This window comes from Pseudidiomarina halophila (assembly GCF_003987215.1).
In the GTDB taxonomy this organism is placed as follows: Bacteria; Pseudomonadota; Gammaproteobacteria; order Enterobacterales; family Alteromonadaceae; genus Pseudidiomarina; species Pseudidiomarina halophila.
Genome location: NZ_PIPW01000002.1, coordinates 568,138 through 589,876, shown reverse-complemented (window position 1 = coordinate 589,876; position 21,739 = coordinate 568,138). Strand labels below are relative to the sequence as shown.

General features: G+C 51.5%; 22 protein-coding genes. 10 read left to right on the top strand and 12 right to left on the bottom strand.

From position 1 onward, the window contains the following. The first annotated feature begins 38 nt into the window (after positions 1 to 38). Positions 39 to 773, top strand: coding sequence for a glycosyltransferase family 25 protein (locus tag CWI69_RS08785; RefSeq protein ID WP_157984262.1), 735 nt, complete (start codon positions 39 to 41; stop codon positions 771 to 773). 18 nt (positions 774 to 791) lie between these two features. Here the strand turns inward: CWI69_RS08785 and CWI69_RS08780 are convergent, their stop codons facing one another. The 4 genes from CWI69_RS08780 to CWI69_RS08765 all read right to left on the bottom strand — a co-directional run bounded on the left by CWI69_RS08780 (position 792) and on the right by CWI69_RS08765 (position 6,700). Further along, positions 792 to 2,825, bottom strand: coding sequence for a S9 family peptidase (locus CWI69_RS08780; RefSeq protein WP_126763812.1), 2,034 nt, complete (start codon positions 2,823 to 2,825; stop codon positions 792 to 794). Positions 2,826 to 2,998: 173 nt separating this feature from the next. Beyond that, positions 2,999 to 4,843, bottom strand: coding sequence for a DUF1302 domain-containing protein (locus CWI69_RS08775; RefSeq protein WP_241971073.1), 1,845 nt, complete (start codon positions 4,841 to 4,843; stop codon positions 2,999 to 3,001). Positions 4,844 to 5,024: 181 nt separating this feature from the next. Then, positions 5,025 to 5,954, bottom strand: a complete 930-nt coding sequence (locus CWI69_RS08770) for an electron transfer flavoprotein subunit alpha/FixB family protein (RefSeq protein ID WP_126763810.1) — start codon at positions 5,952 to 5,954, stop codon at positions 5,025 to 5,027. Beyond that, a complete protein-coding gene (locus CWI69_RS08765) occupies positions 5,951 to 6,700 on the bottom strand; it encodes an electron transfer flavoprotein subunit beta/FixA family protein (protein WP_126763809.1) in 750 nt (249 codons plus the stop codon). The genes CWI69_RS08770 and CWI69_RS08765 overlap by 4 nt, the downstream gene beginning before the upstream one ends. Positions 6,701 to 6,843: 143 nt before the next feature. On the opposite strand from CWI69_RS08765, the gene CWI69_RS08760 reads away from it, so the two are divergent. Further along, positions 6,844 to 7,242: a SufE family protein gene (locus tag CWI69_RS08760; RefSeq protein ID WP_126763808.1), complete on the top strand. Its 399-nt coding sequence runs from the start codon at positions 6,844 to 6,846 to the stop codon at positions 7,240 to 7,242. 18 nt (positions 7,243 to 7,260) lie between these two features. Here CWI69_RS08760 and CWI69_RS08755 read toward each other — a convergent pair whose 3' ends face one another. From CWI69_RS08755 to rppH, 7 genes are read right to left on the bottom strand one after another with little or no spacing between them, the layout of a single operon-like run. Further along, a complete protein-coding gene (locus CWI69_RS08755; protein ID WP_126763807.1) occupies positions 7,261 to 7,761 on the bottom strand; it encodes a DUF1543 domain-containing protein in 501 nt (166 codons plus the stop codon). Next, positions 7,758 to 8,525, bottom strand: a complete 768-nt coding sequence (gene tcdA, locus CWI69_RS08750) for a tRNA cyclic N6-threonylcarbamoyladenosine(37) synthase TcdA (RefSeq protein ID WP_126763806.1) — start codon at positions 8,523 to 8,525, stop codon at positions 7,758 to 7,760. Before tcdA ends, CWI69_RS08755 begins: the two co-directional genes overlap by 4 nt. 12 nt (positions 8,526 to 8,537) lie before the next feature. Next, complete coding sequence (locus tag CWI69_RS08745; RefSeq protein WP_126763805.1) at positions 8,538 to 9,389, bottom strand: thymidylate synthase; 852 nt, start codon at positions 9,387 to 9,389, stop codon at positions 8,538 to 8,540. Further along, positions 9,386 to 10,210, bottom strand: coding sequence for a prolipoprotein diacylglyceryl transferase (gene lgt, locus CWI69_RS08740; protein ID WP_126763804.1), 825 nt, complete (start codon positions 10,208 to 10,210; stop codon positions 9,386 to 9,388). The genes CWI69_RS08745 and lgt overlap by 4 nt, the downstream gene beginning before the upstream one ends. 3 nt (positions 10,211 to 10,213) lie before the next feature. Next, positions 10,214 to 11,005 carry a sulfite exporter TauE/SafE family protein gene (locus CWI69_RS08735; RefSeq protein ID WP_126763803.1) on the bottom strand — a complete coding sequence of 264 codons (792 nt, stop codon included), beginning with the start codon at positions 11,003 to 11,005 and terminating at the stop codon, positions 10,214 to 10,216. 39 nt (positions 11,006 to 11,044) lie between these two features. After that, positions 11,045 to 13,318: a phosphoenolpyruvate--protein phosphotransferase gene (gene ptsP / locus CWI69_RS08730; protein WP_126763802.1), complete on the bottom strand. Its 2,274-nt coding sequence runs from the start codon at positions 13,316 to 13,318 to the stop codon at positions 11,045 to 11,047. A 1-nt stretch (position 13,319) separates the two neighbouring features. Further along, positions 13,320 to 13,853, bottom strand: coding sequence for an RNA pyrophosphohydrolase (rppH, locus tag CWI69_RS08725; RefSeq protein WP_126763801.1), 534 nt, complete (start codon positions 13,851 to 13,853; stop codon positions 13,320 to 13,322). Positions 13,854 to 13,941: 88 nt separating this feature from the next. Here rppH and mutH point away from each other — a divergent pair, with 88 nt between their 5' ends. The 8 genes from mutH to CWI69_RS08685 all read left to right on the top strand — a co-directional run bounded on the left by mutH (position 13,942) and on the right by CWI69_RS08685 (position 21,338). After that, complete coding sequence (gene mutH / locus CWI69_RS08720) at positions 13,942 to 14,610, top strand: DNA mismatch repair endonuclease MutH (RefSeq protein ID WP_126763800.1); 669 nt, start codon at positions 13,942 to 13,944, stop codon at positions 14,608 to 14,610. A gap of 31 nt (positions 14,611 to 14,641) precedes the next feature. Further along, positions 14,642 to 15,328, top strand: a complete 687-nt coding sequence (locus CWI69_RS08715; protein ID WP_126763799.1) for a DUF2982 domain-containing protein — start codon at positions 14,642 to 14,644, stop codon at positions 15,326 to 15,328. A 72-nt stretch (positions 15,329 to 15,400) separates the two neighbouring features. Continuing rightward, positions 15,401 to 15,847 carry an ATP-dependent zinc protease family protein gene (locus tag CWI69_RS08710; RefSeq protein WP_126763798.1) on the top strand — a complete coding sequence of 149 codons (447 nt, stop codon included), beginning with the start codon at positions 15,401 to 15,403 and terminating at the stop codon, positions 15,845 to 15,847. After that, a complete protein-coding gene (gene rimK, locus CWI69_RS08705; RefSeq protein ID WP_126763797.1) occupies positions 15,844 to 16,749 on the top strand; it encodes a 30S ribosomal protein S6--L-glutamate ligase in 906 nt (301 codons plus the stop codon). Before CWI69_RS08710 ends, rimK begins: the two co-directional genes overlap by 4 nt. A 2-nt stretch (positions 16,750 to 16,751) precedes the next feature. Further along, a complete protein-coding gene (locus tag CWI69_RS08700; protein WP_198678925.1) occupies positions 16,752 to 17,777 on the top strand; it encodes a succinylglutamate desuccinylase/aspartoacylase family protein in 1,026 nt (341 codons plus the stop codon). Continuing rightward, a complete protein-coding gene (locus CWI69_RS08695; protein WP_126763796.1) occupies positions 17,778 to 18,860 on the top strand; it encodes a class I SAM-dependent methyltransferase in 1,083 nt (360 codons plus the stop codon). It begins immediately after the preceding gene. Further along, positions 18,857 to 20,467 carry an ATP-binding protein gene (locus tag CWI69_RS08690; RefSeq protein WP_126763795.1) on the top strand — a complete coding sequence of 537 codons (1,611 nt, stop codon included), beginning with the start codon at positions 18,857 to 18,859 and terminating at the stop codon, positions 20,465 to 20,467. The genes CWI69_RS08695 and CWI69_RS08690 overlap by 4 nt, the downstream gene beginning before the upstream one ends. A gap of 115 nt (positions 20,468 to 20,582) precedes the next feature. Further along, positions 20,583 to 21,338: a response regulator gene (locus tag CWI69_RS08685; protein WP_126763794.1), complete on the top strand. Its 756-nt coding sequence runs from the start codon at positions 20,583 to 20,585 to the stop codon at positions 21,336 to 21,338. On the opposite strand, the gene CWI69_RS08680 is transcribed toward CWI69_RS08685, so the two are convergent. Beyond that, positions 21,315 to 21,656, bottom strand: a complete 342-nt coding sequence (locus CWI69_RS08680) for an Hpt domain-containing protein (RefSeq protein ID WP_126763793.1) — start codon at positions 21,654 to 21,656, stop codon at positions 21,315 to 21,317. The genes CWI69_RS08685 and CWI69_RS08680 overlap by 24 nt on opposite strands. Positions 21,657 to 21,739 lie beyond the last annotated feature (83 nt).

The window sequence follows — 21,739 nt, the reverse complement described above, 5'->3', positions numbered from 1 at the left end:
TGTCACTGTTCATAGGGGGCAAAAAGGAGGTCCTGTCTGTGGCTGACACCATGAAATGGAAAGTTCTGGTCATTAACCTTGAGCGCTCACCGCAGCGCTGGCATGCCATGGTAGAGCAACTTGAAGCAAGCGGCCTGCCTTATGAGCGAGTTGAAGCCGTCGCGGGCGATACGTTAACCGCTGAGCAGATCGCTCAGGTCTTCGATAGTAAAGCAGCTCGTCACAATTACCATTACCAACTCTCACGCGGCGAAATTGGCTGCTACCTTTCCCATCTGAAAGCCTGGCAAACCATTTTAAACCAACAGCTGGATTATGCGATTGTTCTAGAAGACGACGTCGTTCTAGACGCCAAATTCCGCTTGCTTCCGAAGGTGATTGTCCAGTGTGACGAAGCATGGGACTTAATTAAAATTGCAGCGCCTTTTAAGCAACAAAAAAGCTATGTACTGAATCAACTAGATGGCTTCCGCTCGGTGCGTTTTAAAAAACCGCCTATGGGAGCATGTGGTCACGTTGTCAGTGCCGCCGGCGCTGCTAAGTTATTGGCGCAACGGCCTCCGTTTTTTCGCCCGGTGGATGTTGATTTGCAGTGGCAGACAGAACTGGGTTTAGTCGTGCGAGGGTTGATGCCGTTCCCGGTGGATAACAGCCATCAACATGGAAGCGATATTTTCGCTATGGGGGATCGGCGGAAACAACCACAGCGGCCTCTATTAAGGGTAAAACATCAGCTCATGCTTTATTGGGATAGTTTGCGGGCCAGATGGTGATCTGACCCGCGGCCTCAATTACTTGCTTTCGCTTTTCCCGTCACCGTATTTTTCAAACCAGTGCAGGATGTAAGCGACTTTGCCGATCAGGTTCGATGGGCGGCTGTAGATGCCGTGAGGGGCATCGGGCACGCGAACCATGGCTGTGTCCACACCTTCAAGTTTTAGGGCCTGATAATATTGCTCAGACTCAGAAATAGGTGTGCGGTAGTCAGCCTCACCCGTCAACAGCATCGTTGGTGTGGTTACATTGCCGACGTAAGTGATGGGTGAATACTTCAGGTAGTGCTCCGGGTTCTCCCACGGTAGGCCCGGGAACCAGTACTTGGTGAAGTAGTTATACATGTCCGCAGTCAACACAAAGCTGTACCAGTTGATTACCGGCTTGGCGACCACTGCTGCTGCAAACCGATCCGTATGGCCGACAATCCACGCCGTCAACACGCCGCCGCCACTGCCGCCGGTTACGTATAAGCGCTCTTCATCGATGAAGCCTTTTTCGATCACCGCATCCACACCATCCATCAGGTCATCGTAATCCTGACTCGGGTAGTTATGATGGATCTCCTGTGCAAACTCTTCGCCGTAGCTGGTGCTGCCGCGCGGGTTGGTATACAACACCACGTTGCCCGCTGCGGCCATAAGCTGCACTTCCGCAGAAAACGTTTCGGCATATGCAGTATGAGGTCCGCCGTGAATTTCCAGAATCAGCGGATATTTCTCTTCCGGGTCAAAATTTGGCGGGTAAACAATCCAGCCCTGAATTTTGTAATCACCGTGCTTAGAGTCGTACCAGATCTCTTCTACGCGCCCCAATTCTTTATGAGCGAATAAATCTTCGTTCAAGTGGGTCAGTTGGCGCTTCATTTTACTATCTTTCAGCACCAGATCCGCTGGCCGCTGCGGATGCGCTAACGTATAAACCAACTGCCCGTTACCGTGTACATCAAAAGCACCACCGCTATACGGGCGACCATAACTTAAACCGCCCATTTCATCGGTCAGTTGCGTGCGTTTGCCATTGAGGTTCTGATAAACGATGTGGCCATCGCCGTGACGGTCATAAGCAAAGTAAACCCCTCGACTATCGTCAGCCCATTGAACATCATCAACGCTATAATCGAGGTCACTGGTTAATAGCCGCGGTTCGTCGCCGGCAAGATCCATTACGTACAGCTGGGTCAGCTGATGACTCATCATTTCGTCGTCGTAACCTAACCATGCGAGTTTCTTGCCATCAGGACTGATAACTGGCGAATGGTCAGGACCGACACGGTCGGTGAGCTGAGTAACTTCGCCGTCAGCTAAAGCGACACTGTACAACTCGGAGTTAGCCGGTTGATGAAAAGCATCCTCGCGTCGGTTAGCCGAGAAGATAATGCTCTCGCCATCGTGGGTCCAGGTGAGCTGTCCGCCATGATTGTAATCATCGCTGGTAAGCTGGCGCGGAGTGCCGCCACTCGCTGGCATCACGTAAATCTGGGTGAAGCCATCTTTAGCATAACCACCGCCGTCATAGCGATAGTTGTCTTTGTCGATATACTTTGGAGGCTCTGCCCAATCAGCTCCTTTAGGAGGCTTAGGCAAGCTTACCGGCGGCTTCTCAGGTGCTGGGGTGAACATGGTAAACGCCAGCCATTTGCCATCCGGTGACCAGCTCAGATTACTAGGTGAACCTGTCAGACGGGTTACTGGAGACTGATCCCGGGTATCGGTCCAATACATGTGAATTTGATTACTGCCACTGCGATTGGATACAAATGCCAGTTTACTGCCATCAGGCGACCATGTCTGCGAGCGGTCATTGGCGTCACCACCGATTAACGGGCGTAGTTCGCCTTTATTGTCGACGCGCCACAAAGTGCCGTATTTGCGATCCGTCATGATGTCCATGTAATTACGCACAAATACGGTGTAGTCACCTTTGGGATGAATGGTTGGCGAACTTGCGTACTCAAGTTGAAACACGTCTTCCGGCTGGAAGGTGTTGCTCTCTACAGCCAGCGTTGGTGTTGCTAAAACCGCCAACGATAAGGCAAGAATTTTTTTCATAGTTTGATCCTCTTGTAACCCGAAGTATTACTATTTATTCAATTCACCATAGTCTAATTTTTTGTGTTTTACCCGTAGTAGAACTACGGGCTACAGGTCTTTTTGGCAAGTGAAGTGGGATGAATGGCACAAAAAAACCCGCCGAAGCGGGTTTTTCTTTTTCTAATCAAAGATTAGAAGCTGTAACTAAAGCTAACCGAGGCGAAATCACGGTCACTTGCTGGCTCGTAATCACCGCCGGTGTTGATATTGTAGCCAACACCAATCTTATAGGTCGACAAGTAGCCGGCATCGACACTCAGACCAATAGTTTTACGACCTTCGATGAAGTTGCTATTGGGTGAATAGCCTTTCACATCATGACCAAACGCCAGAGTTGGAGTCAAATTCCAACCTGAAATCACGTTGTTGTACTCCGCCACAAAACGTGTCCGATAGCCCCATGAAGAAGCTGTGACGAAGCCTTCACAGTTGATATCAGCTGATGGTGAGGGGTTACCCAAAGCACGTTGATCGGCTACTGTCAGGCACTTGCCGTAAACGGGGTTACGACCATAGCGTTGCTCATCTAGACTCGGTAGCGAGTGAACTTTATTCATCGCAATTTCACCGATAAAGGTTAAGCGGCTTGCGCCCAACACGTTATCAAGGAAGCGAATACCTGTTAACTGGAACTGGCTCACGTCAAGCTCGTCATAGCCTTCCTGCAATTCACCTAAATTAGTAATCGCTCCGGTTTCGTCACGACGGATGCGGTCTGCGAAAGTGCTTGGGACACCTGCACGCAAACCAGCAGTCAAAATTTCGGTAGTGTTGATCTGAACCGCTAAGTCCGGACGGAAACTGTATTCACCACCGACTGACCAAAGTCCGAAGTTGGTACTAAAACTCGCACCCATGATCTCTTGATCTTCCGGGTACTGTAACAAGTAGTTTGGCCCGGCAATTGGGTAGCCATCAGGGTGACTTAAACCAGGGCTTGGCTGCTCAATCCAGTTAACAGCGGAAATGATTGGTGTTTGGTTATGAATGTTCATGTAGTACAGACCAAACTCAACATCGAGGTCCATATCGTAATGACGCATCGCAAAACCGTATTGACCGCCATCGTCTGGCTCAATATTAGCTGAGCGATCTAGATAAGCACCGAACTCAACCGATTCACGGTCGCTCAGGCTACTTGAAGGCATGCCGGCTACCAGCGTCGGGTTCAGAGTTACTTTGTTACAACCGGGACCTCCAAGAATATCAACGGTAGAGAAGAACGTACCACAACCGTCGAGTTTGGTGTTGTCCCACTCGTATTGATAGAACATATCCAGACTGGTTTCGCTGGTAAGACCCAAATTAAGGTTAACCATACCCACCGGCAGTAATGCTTCTTTAATTTCAACACCCGGACGGCGCACAGCATTCACGTCAATCGGGTTGATAGAGTTTATGCCATTAAAAATGAAGGTGCTTTCGCCCCAGCTCAATACCTGACGACCGACCCGTAAGTTGACGGGCATATCACCTAGATCGAAATAGGCATAGACGAACGCATCAAGTAATTCAAAACCTGAACCGGTTGAGAAATCATCTAGTCCGTCGTTATTGAGGGTTACATCCGGGAAATAATTCGTCGCCGTGTGGCCATGCGGCACTTCGTTGTTCTTGATTACGTCGTCATACCAATACTTGAAGCGTACGAACGCACCGTAGTCACCACCGTCAATGCTGAGGTCATGAACGCCTTTGACCACAGACGAAACCAAATCGCCGTTGTCATAGTTCAGGTTACCATCATCGGCAACACCTGACTGGCCCATGCCACCATCCATATTGCCTGGATGGATTAAATTCAGATCACGGTCTTCCATACGCCATGCGGCGCCGTAAGAAACAATTGAATCGAACTTAACGCGGAAATCACCCACTTCGAATTCTGCTGCGTGGGCCCCTGCACTTCCTGCGAATGCCAGCGCTATAGCTGTAGCGAGAGGTAATTTTTTAAGCATAGTTGTTCTTCTTTTCATGTTAGCCACCTAATCCCACTAGGATGTTATAAGCTCAATCATGTCCGATGAGTTGCAAATATGCAAGTGGTGTATTGAGAAAAATCGAAGAAGGGGCAGCCCCCTGTGGATATGTGGGTAACTCACAAAAAAGGGCAGCCTTTACAATGTAAGGGCTGCCCTTTTTTAGGGGAATAAAAAATTACAACTCTTTTTCCAACTCCGGTAGCACATCAAATAAATCAGCGACTAAACCATAGTCAGCGACCTGGAAAATTGGTGCTTCTTCGTCTTTGTTGATAGCGACGATAATTTTCGAGTCTTTCATACCTGCCAGATGCTGAATCGCGCCACTGATACCTACCGCGATGTACAGTTCAGGTGCGACAATCTTGCCGGTTTGTCCAACCTGCATGTCGTTAGGTACGAAACCTGCATCGACTGCGGCACGTGACGCGCCTACGGCAGCGCCGAGCTTGTCAGCAACTTTTTCCAACAAATGGAAGTTCTCGCCATTTTGCATTCCGCGGCCGCCGGAAATCACCACCCGCGCCGAAGTCAGATCAGGACGTTCAGACTCTGCCAGCTCTTCACCAACAAACTCTGATTTGTCGTTATCGATAACAGTATCAACGGCTTCCACTGCTGCGCTGCCACCTTCTGCGGCGACGGCATCAAAAGCTGTGGCACGTACCGTGATCACTTTAATCGTATCTTCTGATTGAACTGTCGCAATGGCGTTACCGGCGTAAATCGGCCGCTTAAAAGTATCTGCGCTTTCGACGGCGATGATGTCAGAAACCTGGGCAACATCAAGCAACGCTGCCACACGCGGCATAAAGTTCTTACCGGTGGTGGTTGCAGGCGCAACGATGTGACTGTAATCCTTACCCAGCTCGGCCACTAAAGCGCCTAGATTTTCCGCCAGAAAATGTCCATAAGCAGCATTATCGGCGACGCGAACCTTGCTTACGCCTTCAGCTTTTGCAACTTCTTCCGCAACAGCCTGGCAATCGTGTCCGGCAACCAATACCTCAATGTCGCCGCCCATTTGTTGGGCCGCCGCTAAGGTCTTTAAAGTTGCAGGACTTAATTCATTATTGTCGTGTTCGGCAATGACTAAGATACTCATATCACTTTTGCCTCGTTTTTCAATTTGTCTACTAACTCCGCGACGTCTGCCACTTTCACGCCGGCACTGCGTTCCGCTGGCGCTTCAACTTTGAGCAACTTAACGGTGCGGTTTAAACTCACGCCCAACTCGTCTGCTGAGGTGACATCAAGCGGTTTACGCTTGGCTTTCATGATATTTGGCAACGACGCATAACGCGGCTCGTTCAGACGTAAGTCAGTGGTTACTATCGCTGGCAAGCTTAATTTCACCGTTTGCAGACCACCATCGACTTCACGGGTGACGTTCACACTGCCGTCAGCAACATCAACTTTTGACGCAAACGTACCTTGCGGCATACCTGTTAACGCGCCCAGCATTTGTCCGGTTTGGTTGTTATCTGAATCGATAGCTTGTTTACCAAGAATCACCAGGTTCGGCTCTTCTTTCTCGACCACACCTTTAAGCAGCTTAGCTACCGCTAGCGAATCGGGCATGTCTTCAGTTTCGACCTGTATTGCCCGGTCAGCGCCTAGCGCGAGGGCTGTACGAAGCTGTTCCTGCACCGCTTTCGGACCGATAGAAACCACTACCACTTCTTCGGCAATGCCTTTCTCTTTCAGTCGTACTGCTTCCTCAACTGCGATTTCACAGAACGGGTTCAGAGCCATTTTTACGTTGGCCAGATCAACATCAGATTGGTCGGCTTTGACCCGGACCTTGACGTTGTAATCAATGACGCGTTTGACCGCCACTAATATTTTCATGTTGTCGTTCCTGTTACGTTATTTGGATTCACGTTTTATCTTAGACCGCCCAAGATTAACATTTTTCGCAGCAAAAATGATACTATTCGCCCATCTTTTGCCTTGTTCAGGCGCAATTTTCAGCGCTTTTATGGTGTCTACCGATGGTGTACGGAAAATTAGCTGAAGCTGATCTGTCAGCATTACAGCACCAGGCTCAGCAACAGCCACAGCGACTTAAGTTTCTGATTGAGCAAGCCGCCCAGTTGCCCGCGTTCCCCGCTGATGCGCGCGTGCCGGAAAACGAAGTCCACGGCTGCGAAGCCAAAGTCTGGCTGCTGTCATACTGGCAGGACGGTCGACTGGAACTGCAGTTGGATTCCGCGTCTCGCGTGGTAAAAGGTCTGCTGGCGTTAATTTACCAGGCCTTGCATCACGCTTCAGTTGATCAGGTCGCCAATTTTGACCTGGACGCCTTGTTACAAGCGCTCGGCTTGCAGGACCTCGTCAGCGTCTCACGCCGTAATGGCCTGCGCGCCGTGGTAGCCGCAATCAAGCCTTAGCACTTGCCTAAAGCAAATCTAAGCAATCACCTCGTAGCCTGACCAGTCAGGTACCAAAGGTTGTTGCTCGCCATCTTTCACCAGATGCACGTACCAGCCTTCTAATAAATCGACGTTCAGGCAATTATCAACATCGTAAAGATCATCCTTGTGCGGTTCGATGCTATCGGTGAGCAGCCGCTGATAGCCAACACGCTTGGCTTCGTCGGCACTTTTCGCAACCGTCAGAGTGAAATCATGAAACTCCGCCAGACGCCCCGGGTAATACCCGCCGAAATTAACAAACCACAGCTTCTCCGCCTGGGCACGCGGTTGCTGTTGTAATTCAACGCGATAGCCGTCGACATGATGCACCTGCACGTAGCTATCCAGGTGCAAGCCCCGTAAAGTGCCATACCAGCTTTTACGAAGCGCCGGGTAGCAGTCCTCAACCGATGCGCCAGCGACAAAACGAACATCATGTACTTCAATATTCGCGCCTGGCGCCGAGCCGCCAATGTAAAACATATAGAGTTTCATTTACGTTCCAGTTTTTCTAATAACAGCGCCACCGCGTGCATCGCAAAGGTACAGGTCACCGGCATCGCCGCGCCGAATCCGGTGCTGCAATCCATACGCATGGAGCCAGCTCCAGGTTTTGCGTGATCCCAGGTGCCGTCACCCACCGGATAACGCAACTGCTCTGTTGAGTACACCGCTTTTACGCCAAAGTTACGGCTCGGATTACGCGAAAAATTATAATCCCGCCGCAGCATTGAGCGCACTTTGGCAAGCAATGGGTCTTGCGACGCTTTAGCAAGGTCCGCAGACGTCACCTTGCCCGGATCAACCTGACCGCCTGCACCACCGCAGGTGACCAGCGGCAATTTACGGCGCTTACACCAGGCAATCAACGCAGCTTTAACCTGCACACTATCCACCGCATCCAGCACCGCCGTCACCGGCTCACCCAGATAATCATCCAGATTTTCCCGCGCCAGAAAATCGTCAATCACCCGCACCTGACAATCAGGATGAATATCCCGCACCCGCTGCGCCAGCACTTCAGTTTTCAGCTGCCCAACAGTACTCGTCATCGCCGGTAGTTGCCGGTTAATATTAGTCAGGCAAACATCGTCGAGATCGATCAGTGTAATTCCGCCCACGCCCGAACGCGCCAACGCCTCCACCGCCCACGAGCCCACGCCACCAAGACCAATCACGGCCACATGATGCTGCTGAAAGCGACTAAATTCATGCGCGCCATACACGCGCTCCACACCTGAAAATCGTTCGTCTGCCATAACATCAAGTACCTAAACGCTAAAGGGATAGGCGATCGGATCGTGGTGCTGGTAGTTGTGGACTTTGAAGTCGTCGAGCGTCACCCAGGTTTCCAGATCTTCCAGCGATTTGATCGCAGGGTTAATTTCCAGCTCCGGCGCATCAAAAGGCTCGCGTTTGAGCTGTACATCGCGCATTAATTCCAGCTGGTCTTCGTAAATGTGAGCATTCACTATCTTGTGATACGCCTTACCCGCTTTATGCCCCGTGATTTGTGCCATCAACGCCAAAAAGGTAAACACCTGCACCTGATTAAAGTTCAGCCCCAGCGGCACATCGCATGAACGTTGGTAACTTGTCAGGTGTAGGGTATCGCCAAGCAGAGAAAAATTATGCGTATGCATGCACGGCCGCAGACAACCCATGTGAAACTCGCCCGGGTTATAAAAACTAATGATTTCACCACGGTCATCAACGCCACGGGATAAATTATCAACCACCTTGCGCAATTGATCGACATGACCGCCATCAGGCTTCGCCCAGCTTCTTCCCTGCACTCCGTAAACCCGGCCCATATCGTCTTCACCCTTGCGGTGCGGATTCTGTAACCAGGCTTCATTCAGGTTGGCGTTGGCATCCCAGGTCTTGCAACCCAGTGCACGAAAGTCCGCGGCGCTGTCGTAACCGCGAATGTAACCTAGGAATTCGGCAATCGCCGCCTTCCAATAGCTTTTACGAGTTGTAATCAACGGAAACGCATTGCCCGCCACATCGTATTCAAGGTCAGCATTGATTACCGTTAAGCACCGTTTACCGGTACGTTCATTGGTGACCCAGACACCCTCATCGACAATGCGCTGACAAAGCTCTAAATACTGGTTCATGCGGTGCCTCCTTTGCCGGCTGCAGAGTTAGATTTGTAGGCCCAGAGCATTAACAGAATACCCGCCAGCACCATAGGCGCCGACAGCCACTGGCCCATCGACCAGCCCATACCAAGTAACCCCAGATGCGCATCAGGTTCACGGAAGAACTCAACGACAAAGCGCGCCACACCATAACCGACTAAAAACAGCCCGCTGACAGCGCCCATTGGTCGTGGTTTGCGGCTGAATAACGCCAACACAATAAATAGCAACAGCCCTTCCAGCGCCGCTTGGTAGAGTTGCGACGGATGGCGTGGATCCGGTCCGGCGGCAGGGAAAATCATCGCCCAGGGCACATCAGTGACGCGACCCCATAGTTCACCATTCAGGAAATTACCGATACGGCCGAAGCACAACCCCATCGGCACCAAGGGGGCAACAAAGTCGCCTACCTGTAAGAAATTAATCTTGGTGGTGCGAGAGAAGATGGCCAGGACGGTAATGACGCCCAGTAACCCGCCATGAAATGACATACCCCCGCTGCTCATATCAAATAAGTACAACGGGTTTTCACTAAAATACTCAAACTGATAAAACAGCACGTAGCCGATGCGGCCACCGAGAATAACCCCCATGAAACCCCAGAAAAGCAGGTCGCTGAAGCGCTTTTCGGTCCAACCCACAGCCGCATAATGCGGCATCTGGCACTGCCGTTTACCCCAAAAATAGGCGAACGCCAGCCCCAACAAGTACATCAAACCGTACCAGCGCAACGCCAGTGGCCCAATACTGAAAATCACCGGGTCGATGCTCGGGTGCATCATGAACTCAGTTTGCATGTTTTATCCTATGAACAATTCGATAGACACCAGCACTAAAAAAGTCGCAAAACCCTGTTGCAAGCGTTTGACCGGTATCCGCTGCGTCAAAGCAGCCCCTAAGGGTGCACAAAGAACTGAAGTAATTGAAATCGCCACCCAGGCAGGACCATGGACGTAGCCAAACAGGCCTTCATTCGATTCCATTTGTTGACCTAATACAATAAACGCCAGCACGGCGCTGATGCCGATGCTCAGACTTCCCACCGAGGATACCGCAATCGCCTGCCGGATGGGCACCCGCAGACGTTGTAACAAAGGTACTGTCAGCGATCCGCCGCCGATGCCGACCAACGCTGATAAGCTTCCGACAAAGGCACTGATAACAGCCATCAGGCGCTTTGACACATCCGTTATTGGCTCGCCCGTACGCTGCGGTACCAGCATTCGAATGGATAGTATCAAGAGTACGGCGGAAAAAATACGTTGCAGCCATTCGGGTTTAAGCTGGGTCGCCAGCCAGGCACCAAAGATTGCCCCCAGCATCAGACCGGGAATCAGGCGCCGTACCCAGAACCAGCTGATCTGCCCATGTCGGTAGTGCGAGCGGGCGGAACTAAGCGTGGTCATGACAATGGTGGCCAAACTGGTAGCGACCGCCATCTGAACCACTAACTCAGGTGGCACCCCAAGCAATGGCAATAAGTAAATCAGTAAGGGAACAATAACCAGGCCGCCACCAATACCTAACATGCCGGCCAACAGGCCAGCAATCACGCCTCCGGCTAAACACCATAACCAGCCTGTGATGAGCACCCTGACTCCTTAGTTTACCAAGTAGAATTGTTCCGGCTCTTAACCACCGGCACGAACGAAACCACCCAGACCCGCTTCTTCCAGGGTCATGGTGACGATTTTTCTTACCTCTTGTGGCGAGCGCGCTTGCAGGGCTTTCGCCAGCATCGCATCAAGGTCTGCAGCTTTAACATGCCGGATAATCCAGCGTATCCGATCGATATTGTAGCTGTTCATGCTCAGGGTCCGGTAGCCCATGGCCAGTAACAACAATGCGCCGCCCGGCTCACCTGCGAGCTCGCCGCATACAGACACCGGCTTATCCAACTCATTAGCGCGATGGATAATTTGTTGTAAAGCATGCAGTACCGCTGGATGAAACGCATCGTACAGGGCGGCTACCCGTTGATTGTTGCGATCGACCGCCAACATATACTGGGTCAAATCATTGCTGCCAACAGAGAAGAAATCGACCTTATCGACAATGGTATGCATATGATACACCATCGCTGGAACTTCGATCATCACGCCAAGCTTTGGCGGTACCAGTTGCGTGCGATCGTGTCCGTTCGATTCTTCGGCTACCTCATGATACGCCTGTTTTACCATCCGCGCAGCTTCATCGACCTCGTCGGCACTGGTGATCATCGGCAACAGAATGTGCAGGTTGTTGCGCCCCACCGCAGCACGCAACATGGCGCGGATTTGCACCAGGAAAATCTCCGGGTGATCAAGTGTTAAGCGGATACCGCGCCAGCCAAGAAAAGGATTCTCTTCTGACATGGGTAAGTACGGCAGGGGTTTGTCGCCGCCGACATCAAGGGTACGCATCACCACCGTGCCAGCCCGAAACTGCTCAAGGATTTGCGTATACAGCTCAACCTGCTCATCTTCAGTGGGCAGCCGTTCGCGCATCATAAAGGGTATTTCCGAGCGGTAGAGGCCAACACTCTGAATGTCGAGTTCTTTGAGCCAGTCACGCTCGGTGTTAAGCCCTACATTGAGCTGTAATGTCAGCCGTACGCTGTCTAATGTTTCTACGGGTTTCCCCCGCGCCTGCTCGACTTTTGCCCGCAGTTCAAGTTCTTCTTCGGCTAACTGGCGGTACTCATTTTCGACTTGCAATGGCGGATCAACGAACACATCACCATTGTAACCATCGACAATAACCGTCTCGCCATCAAGCTCATTCAGCTCAATATCGTCGGCGCCCAGTACCGCGGGAATTCCCATGCTGCGCGCCATAATGGCCGCATGAGAGCTGCCCGAACCGCGCACCGATACCATGCCCAGAATCTCTGTATTGGGTAGTTCAGCGAGCATGGTTGCGGTCACTTCATGCGCGACCAGAATACATTCCGCCGGCGGCTCGAGTTGCTGCCGCGCTTTATCTTTCAGATGAGATAATATCCGTTGTCCGAGATCGCGCACATCACTGGCGCGCTCACGGATGTACTCGTCGTCCAGATTCTCAAACTGATTGACCAGGTTCTCCACCACCAGTTTTAACGCGGTTTGCGCGCGCCAGCCGTCGTTGATGGTTTGCTCGACTTCCTGACCCAGGTTGGTTGAATCGAGCATAGCGTGATAAACGTCAAAAATCGCCAGTGTTTCGTCGGCAATCTGACCTTTCATGCTTTCACTTAAATCAAGTAACTCTTGTCTGGTGCGCGCCACTGCCGAGCGGAACCTGCGAATTTCATGCTCCGGCTTGTCGGACTTCTTCGGTGTCACTTCACTTAAGCGCGCCCGTGGTTTCACTACGTAAGCCTGGCCGATGGCCACGCCAGGCGCTGCCGCAAGACCTTTAATTGTTTGCAGCCAGGGCGACTGCTTGGTGGTACGTAAAAAGCCCTTAGCTTCAGCATGCGCGATGACCACCGCCAGCTGTGCCGCTAAGGTCACCACAAAGGCTTCTTCATCGCGGGTAAAGGCACGCGTATGCTCTTGCTGCACTGCCAATACACCAAGCACCCGGCGCCGATGTATGACCGGCGCGGCTAACATGGCGTTATAGCGCTCTTCGTCCACTTCATCGAGTTTCAAAAATTTCGGATGTGAACTTGCATTGGCAATATTCAACGGCTCTTCGCGTTGCGCAGCCAGAGAGATCACGCCCTCGCCAAAGGGCACGTGAATCGGTTGATCGGAGTTGAGTTTTAGCCCATCGGTTGCCGCCAGGGCGAACTGCTTTTGTTCGTGGTCTGCGAGATAGACTGTACAGGAATCCGTCTGCAACGCTTCTTTAACTTGCCGCACCATGGTCTGTAGCGCCAGCTCGAAATCTGGCGCCTGATTCACAGCTTCGACAATGCGTTGCAAAACTCGCAGCATATTAACGTTTCCGTCGTGGTCCGCGCTGTCGTTTGCCGCCGGAACGCCCTTGTGGGGTGTTGGTCGGCATCACTATTGGCGCAAACTCTTTCATTACGCGTCGGTAAACGTCCTTTTTAAACGACACGACTTGCCGCACCGGATACCAATAACTGACCCAACGCCAGTCATCAAACTCCGGATGCGACGAACAAAGAACATTCACATCCTGTTCTTTGCACGTTAAGCGCAGCAAAAACCATTTCTGTTTCTGACCAATACACGTGGGACGCTGTTCGCGTCGAACGAGACGTTTCGGCAAGCGGTAACGGAACCAGTGGCGACTGGTGTAAACGATCTCCACTTGTTCGGGCTTCAGCCCGACCTCTTCCCACAACTCCCGGTACATGGTTTGTTCTGGCGTCTCACCATCATCAATACCACCCTGCGGAAATTGCCAGCTATGTTGCCCAAATCGACGCGCCCAAAATACTTGTCCCTGATCATTACAGATAATGATTCCAACATTTGCGCGGAATCCTTCTGCGTCTATCACGCGGGCATCCTCTTAAATTCGACTTCTGTCGTCGATTTTTCCATAATCGACGCCTGAAAGAAAGTACTGTCCACTATTAAGGAGTTTCATGAGCGACTTGCGCACTCTTTTTGACGCTGCCAGCGCCCTTGCCGGGCAGAGTTTTGCCGAGCTTGCTGACGCGCAGGGAATGTCAGTTCCTGCTGATTTACGCCGTCACAAGGGCTGGGTTGGGCAGCTACTGGAAGCAGCTTTAGGCGCCAGTGCCGGCTCACAAGCTTTACAGGACTTTCCGGAGCTTGGCGTTGAACTTAAAACCATCCCGCTGGATGCCCGCGGTCGTCCACTTGAGACCACATTTGTCTGCACCACCCCATTACTTGATGTTACCGGACTGAACTGGGAAGCTAGTAACGTACGTAATAAGTTACAATGTGTATTATGGATACCAATTGACGGCCGCCGGGAAATTGCCCTGGCACAACGTACCGTCGGTACTGCTTTTTTATGGCAGCCCAGTGCGGCTGAGGAAGCGCAGCTTAAAGCAGATTGGCAGGAGCACATGGACAAAATTGCGCTGGGACAGGTTGAGCAAATCACTGCGCATCAGGGCGAAGTTTTGCAATTGCGGCCCAAGGCAGCAAATAGCCGGGTATTAACCGAAGCTGTCGGGCCCGGGGGTGAGATCATCCAGACCCTGCCGCGGGGCTTCTACCTGAAGACCGGGTTTACCTGGGCCATTATCAAGCGCACCTTTGACCTGGCCGACAGCAACTAGCAACCTATAACGAAGCAACTTCGGGATTAACATGACAGACCAACAACTTAGCGTTCAACCAAGCACACGACGTGACGCGCTTACCTTCTGTGTTTTCGGAGTGCTGGTGTTTGCGGTAAATGTATTCCTTTATCTCTCCGGGTTTGAGCTCCATCAGGCCGTCTGGGGCTTAATGTATATTGCCAGCGCTGCGCTGTTCTTTCTTGGCGTAGCGAAGCTGATCGAGCCGCCGATAAGCCTGATGATTTCACCGCGCGAGATCCGCTACGAGCACCGTCGTGGCACTTGGCACATTGATTGGGAAAATGTAATCCGGTTCGATATCCCCCGCGTTCATCGCGGTGCTGAATTAGAAGAGCTGCCTTACATCGGCTTTCGCCTGAAAGATATTGAGCCGGTGCTGGATACCATTTCGCCGCGTCTGGCGGTGCACCTGGTCAGCGAGCAGCGCCACCTGTTGGCTGCCGCGTTGCGCCGCGAGCTGGCGTCAGGCGGCGATTACACTCCCTATTATGACATCCCAACCAGCTACAAGACCGCAAGCGGCAAAGTTTATCGCGGTGTGCAAGCGCTATTCGCGGTACGCTGTGAGCAACTGCGCCAGCTTCTTGGTTACGACCTCTATGTGCCTTCCAGTGCACTTGATCGCCCACTGGACGAATTTTGTCAGTGGCTGCACCAAGTCGAAAGCCACCGGCACAACGTCGACCAGCTGTAACGCTTGCTGTTTCACTGCTGCGTCTATATTCTTGAAGGGTATAAATTCTTTATAATTGGAGCATAACTGCCCATGCAAACACTTGGCTGGCGCGAATGGGGTGCACTCCCCGAGCTCGGCATTGAAGCGATTAAAATGAAAGTCGATACGGGCGCAAGAACCTCTTGTCTCCACGCTTTCAAACTTGAGCCATTTGAACGTAATGGGGAAGACTGGTTGCGTATTTGGATCCATCCTGAACAGGATTCGATGCGCGAGCATGTTTGCGAAACCAAAATCCATGACCAACGCGAAGTCACCGATTCAGGCGGTCATACCGAACTGCGTTATGTGATCAAAAGTAAGCTGGTGGTAGGCGAGTTCGAACAAGCTGTTGAGTTGACCTTAACCAACCGCGATAGCATGAAGTTTCGCATGCTACTCGGCCGCCAGGCTATGCGCCGGCATTTTTTAGTCGATCCTGACGCGTCTTATCTGTTGGGTCATCAGCAACCTGAATCTAAAGGAGTCAGCTCATGAAAATTGCGATTCTGTCGCGTAATGCAAAACTCTACTCCACGCGTCGTTTAATTGAAGCGGCTGAGTCTCGTGGCCATAGCGTAGATGTGCTGGATCCCTTGCGCTGCTACATGAACATTAATGCGCGTGAGTCTTCGATTCACATGAAAGGTAAGGTTTTACCGTTTTACGATGCGGTGATTCCGCGTATTGGCGCTTCGATTACTTTCTTCGGCACCGCCGTATTACGCCAATTCGAGATGATTGGAACATACCCGCTAAATGAGTCCGTAGCGATATCCCGTAGCCGTGACAAACTGCGCTCGTTACAGCTACTCAGTCGCAAAGGTATTGGCTTGCCAATTACCGGCTTTGCCAGTCAGCCGCATGACGTTCCTGATCTGATTGAGATGGTCGGCGGCGCCCCCCTGGTAATCAAGTTGCTGGAAGGGACCCAGGGCATTGGTGTGGTGCTTGCCGAAACCAGACAGGCTGCAGAGAGCGTCATTGAAGCCTTTATGGGACTCAAGTCACATATTATGGTACAGGAATTTATTAAAGAAGCTGGTGGCGCTGATATTCGCTGTCTGGTCATTGGCGATAAGGTTATCGCGGCCATGAAACGCCAGGCCAAGCCAGGCGAGTTCCGATCGAACTTGCACCGTGGCGGCTCGGCTCGATTAGTGAAATTAACACCAGCAGAACGTGCGACAGCGATAAAAGCTGCTAAAACTATGGGTCTGAATGTCGCAGGTGTTGATATTCTGCGCTCCAATCATGGTCCGCTGGTGATGGAGGTAAATTCATCGCCAGGTCTGGAAGGTATTGAACTGGCGACCGAGAAAGATGTAGCCAGTCAAATTATCAGCTTTATTGAGAACACAGCAAAAGCCCATCGCACACGGACGAAAGGAAAAGGTTAAGGGTGAAGAAACCAGTTTCATTTAAACTCGCGGGGCAGAAGATCGCCCCAGGCTCACGGCACAGTATAAAGATCCCTGCAGCACGGCTGTACAACGATACACCGATGGATCTTCATGCCGAAGTCTTTCACGGCCTAAAGCCCGGCCCCGTGTTGCTGGTGTGTGCTGCAATCCACGGCGATGAACTCAATGGTATTGAAATTTGTCGACGTTTAATCAGCCAGACCGATCCGGATGAGCTAAGCGGTACACTAATTGTTGTCCCTGTCGTTAACGTCTTCGGCTTCATCCAGCAATCACGCTACCTGCCTGACCGTCGCGACCTGAACCGCTGTTTTCCTGGCTCGGAGCGGGGCGCATTAGGCAGCCGCCTGGCCTTTCTGTTCAGTGAAACCTTAGTGCAAAATGCAACCCACATTATCGATTTGCATACCGGCGCGATCCACCGCAGTAATCTGCCGCAAATTCGTGTGGATACCGATAACGCTGAAGCGCTGGAAATGGCCCACGCCTTTAACTCACCGGTGATTTTGCATTCCAAAGAACGTGATGGCTCATTACGGTCGCTCGCGACTGAGCTCGGTATTCCGCTGATCCTTTACGAAGCAGGTGAAGCTTTACGGTTTGATTATGCCGCCATCAAGTCGGGTGTGATTGGCGTACAGAATGTCATGAAGCGTTTAAAGATGCTCAAAGGCCGGCGTACCCGTAAAAAAGTTACACCCGTGGTTGCCCACCGCAGTGCCTGGATCCGCAATGAACATGACGGTCTGGTCGTGCCGCAGGTGCAGCTTGGCGAAACCATTCAAAAAGGTCAGGTGATCGCCCAGACGGTAAACCCTCACGGTGATATTCTGTACCCATTACGCAGCCCCCATAACGGCATTGTGATCGGGATTAGTAATATTCCCGTCGCTAACGAGGGTGAAGCCTTATTTAATGTGGCGCAATATGATGATGACGTGTTCGGTGAAGCCTCATCTAGTGTTGATGTATTCAGTGAAGCCTACGATGGTAAACCAGTCTAAATGAAGTCATTAAAAACTCTTAGTCCTCCCTCACAACTTGTTGTCCGACAGGCCGACCAAATTAACAGTCAGGCCCTACTGGTGGTCAATCCACCGGATCATGAATGGCGACATGAGTTTCCTGTTGTCGCTGGCTGGCATCTGCACGCAGGCTGGTTCCGCGGCTGGAGCCAACTCGGCAGCGAGCATCAGTTTGGTACCACTCCGCCGCGCGGTGAGTATGATGGCGCGCTGATTTGGCTACCGAAAGAGAAAAAACTGACCGATTACATTCTTCGTCAACTCGCTACCTGCCTGCCAAAAGGCGCGCCCGTATGGCTCGTCGGCGATAATCGCAGTGGTATTAAAAGCATTCATAAACAACTTGGCGAGGGGTACAGCCCCGCCCAGAAAGTTGCCAATGGCAGTCATTCAACGCTGATTGTTACTACTCTGACCGAGCCGGCGGAGACATGCCAACTCGACGATTACCGACACGTTTTTACGCCTCCGCAGGAGGGGCAGCCCCTCTCTGCAGAGGGTGCTACCGCAGCGCAAATCGTCACCTATCCGGGGGTGTTTGCCTATCCGAAAATTGATCTGGGGAGTACTATGCTGTTGGCACATCTCCCCTCGTTCAAACGTGGCTCGGTGCTCGACTTTGCCTGTGGCAATGGCGTACTCGGGGTATCTTTACAGCTGCAACAGCCTGATTTGAAGATGACGTATCTTGATGTCAGCGCCATGGCATTAGCTGCGTGTGCAGCTACCCTTGAGCTGAATGGTTTACAGGGCACAATTATTGCCGAAGATCACCTTGGCGCTGAGTTGCCCAAGTATGACTACATTGTCAGCCATCCACCGTTTCATACCGGGCAAGCGACCGACTACAGTATCGGCCAGCAATTCCTGCGCAATGCGCGCGAACATTTAACACCAAATGGCGAGTTGTGGCTGGTTGCCAATCGCTTTCTAGCCTGGCCGGAGCTCGTCGAAGAAAGTTTCGGGCACTGTGAGCGGGTTTTTACCGACAATAAATTCGCCGTTTATCGTGCCGTTAACACCGTGCAACGTGCGCCAAAAAAACGGGGCCGCCGTAGATGATTCGCACCGGGTCTATTCGGCAGGGCATCACCTGGCTGGTCGTCAGTGTTTCGGTGTTGCTCTGTGTTTTCACGGCGCTCATTTTAAGCTTAACTTACGTCAAGCAAATGAATGAAAACGCCGAGACCCGCGCTCAGGATGTCGCCAAAGTGATCGCCGAGGCGACCAGTCGGTACTTACTGTTTGATGATCCCGAAGGTCTGCGCAACTACCTGAATTATTTCAAACTGACGCCCTTCCTACAGCATGTGCACGTCTATGAACGCAACACAGTCGCTGACAATGTCCGTTTGCGTTACTTTGCCAGCTATAATCGTGAAGGTTTAGCGCCTATTCCGGCACGGACAGAATTACTGGATGAATTCAGCGGCGTTCGCAGCCGCTCAACCTATGTCGAGGTCGCGCAACCGGTGACCATCGACGATGAAGTTCTGGGGGTGGTCTATTTACGAATCAGCCGCGCCACAATCATCTCCAACACCTGGAAACTATTTGTCACTGCCAGCGTCATTATCGTCGTCGCAGGGCTGTTTGCATGGCTGGTATCCATTCGCGTTCGTAGTCGGTTAATGCGACAGTTGGACAAAGCTGTCGGCACTATCCAAAGGATCAGTCGCAACCGTGACTATTCGATGCAGCTGCCAGAATCGAACTTGCTCGAACTGCAACAACTCGGAATCGCATTTAATACTATGCTTGGCCGCGTCGAACAGCATCTCGAACGGCAGCAACAGGCAGAGCGGCAAGCCAATGAATTGAACGTTGAACTTGAACGCCAGGTGCAGCAGCGCACCAATGCACTACGTGAATCGAATGAAGAACTGATGGCGACGCTGGAAAAGTTGCACCAGTTCCAGCGCCAGCTTATTGAAAGCGAAAAGATGTCGTCACTGGGCGATCTCATTGCCGGGGTCGCGCACGAGATAAATACCCCAGTCGGTTTAGTGATTACCTCCACCTCGATCCTGCAGGATAAGCTTGAATTCATGCAGGAGAAATTCGAAAACAGCACCATGTCGCGGCAAGATTTTGAGCGCTTCATGGAAGCCAGCGATGATAACCTGAGCCTGATCCAGCGCAATATTGAACGCACCGCCGATCTGATTAACCAGTTCCGCCAGCTGGCGATGGACCAATTCGCCGAAGAAACCCGGGATATCGCCATTTACGATTTTTGCGAATCGACAGTCAAGGCAGCACAGAATCGCTTTCCCGAACTTGCGTCGATCGAAATTCATCTCGACTGCCCGCGGGACTTGCACATCACTTGCCGCTCCGGCCCGTTGCTACACGTATTGACTCAACTGCTTCAAAACTCCGCCATTCATGGCTTTGCTGAAAAAGTGCATGGCAAAATTACGATTAAGGTGGAACGAATCACCGATCAGCGCGTCCAAATTCACTACCATGACAATGGGAGTGGTATTCCTGAGCAACTTGGCCGGCGGATCTTCGATCCTTTTATTACCAGTCGACGTCGACAAGGTTCTACAGGTCTGGGGTTACATCTGGTTTACAATTTAGTGACCCAGGCCTTGGGCGGCAGTATCGAAGTGCATTCAAAATCGGGGCGCTATACCGAATTTCTTATAAATATCGCGGCTTAATGTAAAAACCGTCGACAAGGCTTGCAGGATTTTTACGCACTTATTAGAATCTCGTGCTACACTTCCGGTGAACACCAGATTTCAACATATGTTAACGACGAACGGATCAACCAATATGAGCGCTAGATTACTAATCGTAGAAGATGAAGTCGTCACCCGTAATACTCTTACGCGGCTGTTTCAACAGGAAGGCTACGACGTCTACGATGCGGCTGATGGCATGCAAATGCAACGTATCATGGCGCGTCAGCAAGTCGACTTGGTTATCATGGATGTCAATCTCCCGGGTAAGAGCGGTATTGAACTTGCAGAAAGTTTTCGTGAGAACGAAAATGTAGGTTTAATCTTCTTAACTGGTCGAGATGCTGAAGAAGACCGATTACTCGCCCTGGAACTTGGCGCTGACGACTATATTATTAAGCCTTACAACCCGAAAGAGTTGTTGATGCGTGTGCGCAATCTTTATCGCCGCATCGAAGCGATCAAGAGTCAGCAAAAAGCCGTGGGGCACGACAGCATTGTTTACGAATTCAATAACTGGCGCTTAGAAAGCGACAGCCGTTGCCTGTTTTCACCAAATGGTAAAATGTTCCGTTTGCCAAAAAGTGAATACCGCGCGATGGAATTGTTCCTGACCAACCCCGGCAAGATCCTTGACCGTGAGACGCTGGTCAAGAAAATGCTCGACCGCGACTTACGCCCGAATGACCGTACCGTAGATGTTGCCATTCGCCGTATCCGTCGTCATTTTGAAGCAGACAGCCAGTCACCGAATCTGATTACCACCATCCATGGTGAAGGCTACCGCTTTGTCGGCGACGTCAATGTCCGTCACCTCGATCAACCGTCACTGAATTCGCCGAGCGTTTAACCACGCCTCGATTTGATGTTGGTGCATGGGAAGCTCAGCTTTCCACTGCACCACCTCTTCAATCGCTTCATCCCATTGCCACGGGTCGCGTTCAAGACGCTCCATGCCTTCTGCCAGTTGCTGTAAGCCGACTGAGCGACACGCTCCTTTAATGCGATGTGCCTGATTGCGAACTTCTTGTTCCTTACGCTCCTTTATTAACCACTCTAAATGGTTCAGATAACCATTGATGTTATCCGCAAAGGTCGTGTACATTTCCTGCACTCCATCGGCGCCCATCAGCTCTGCGTATTCTTCCAGTAGCTTTTTATTTAGCATAACCTGCTTTCCTTGTGCTGAATCGATAGGGGCAATCGAAAAACTTTCCTTCGAAACTGAACCTGTTATGGCAAACTACCGTA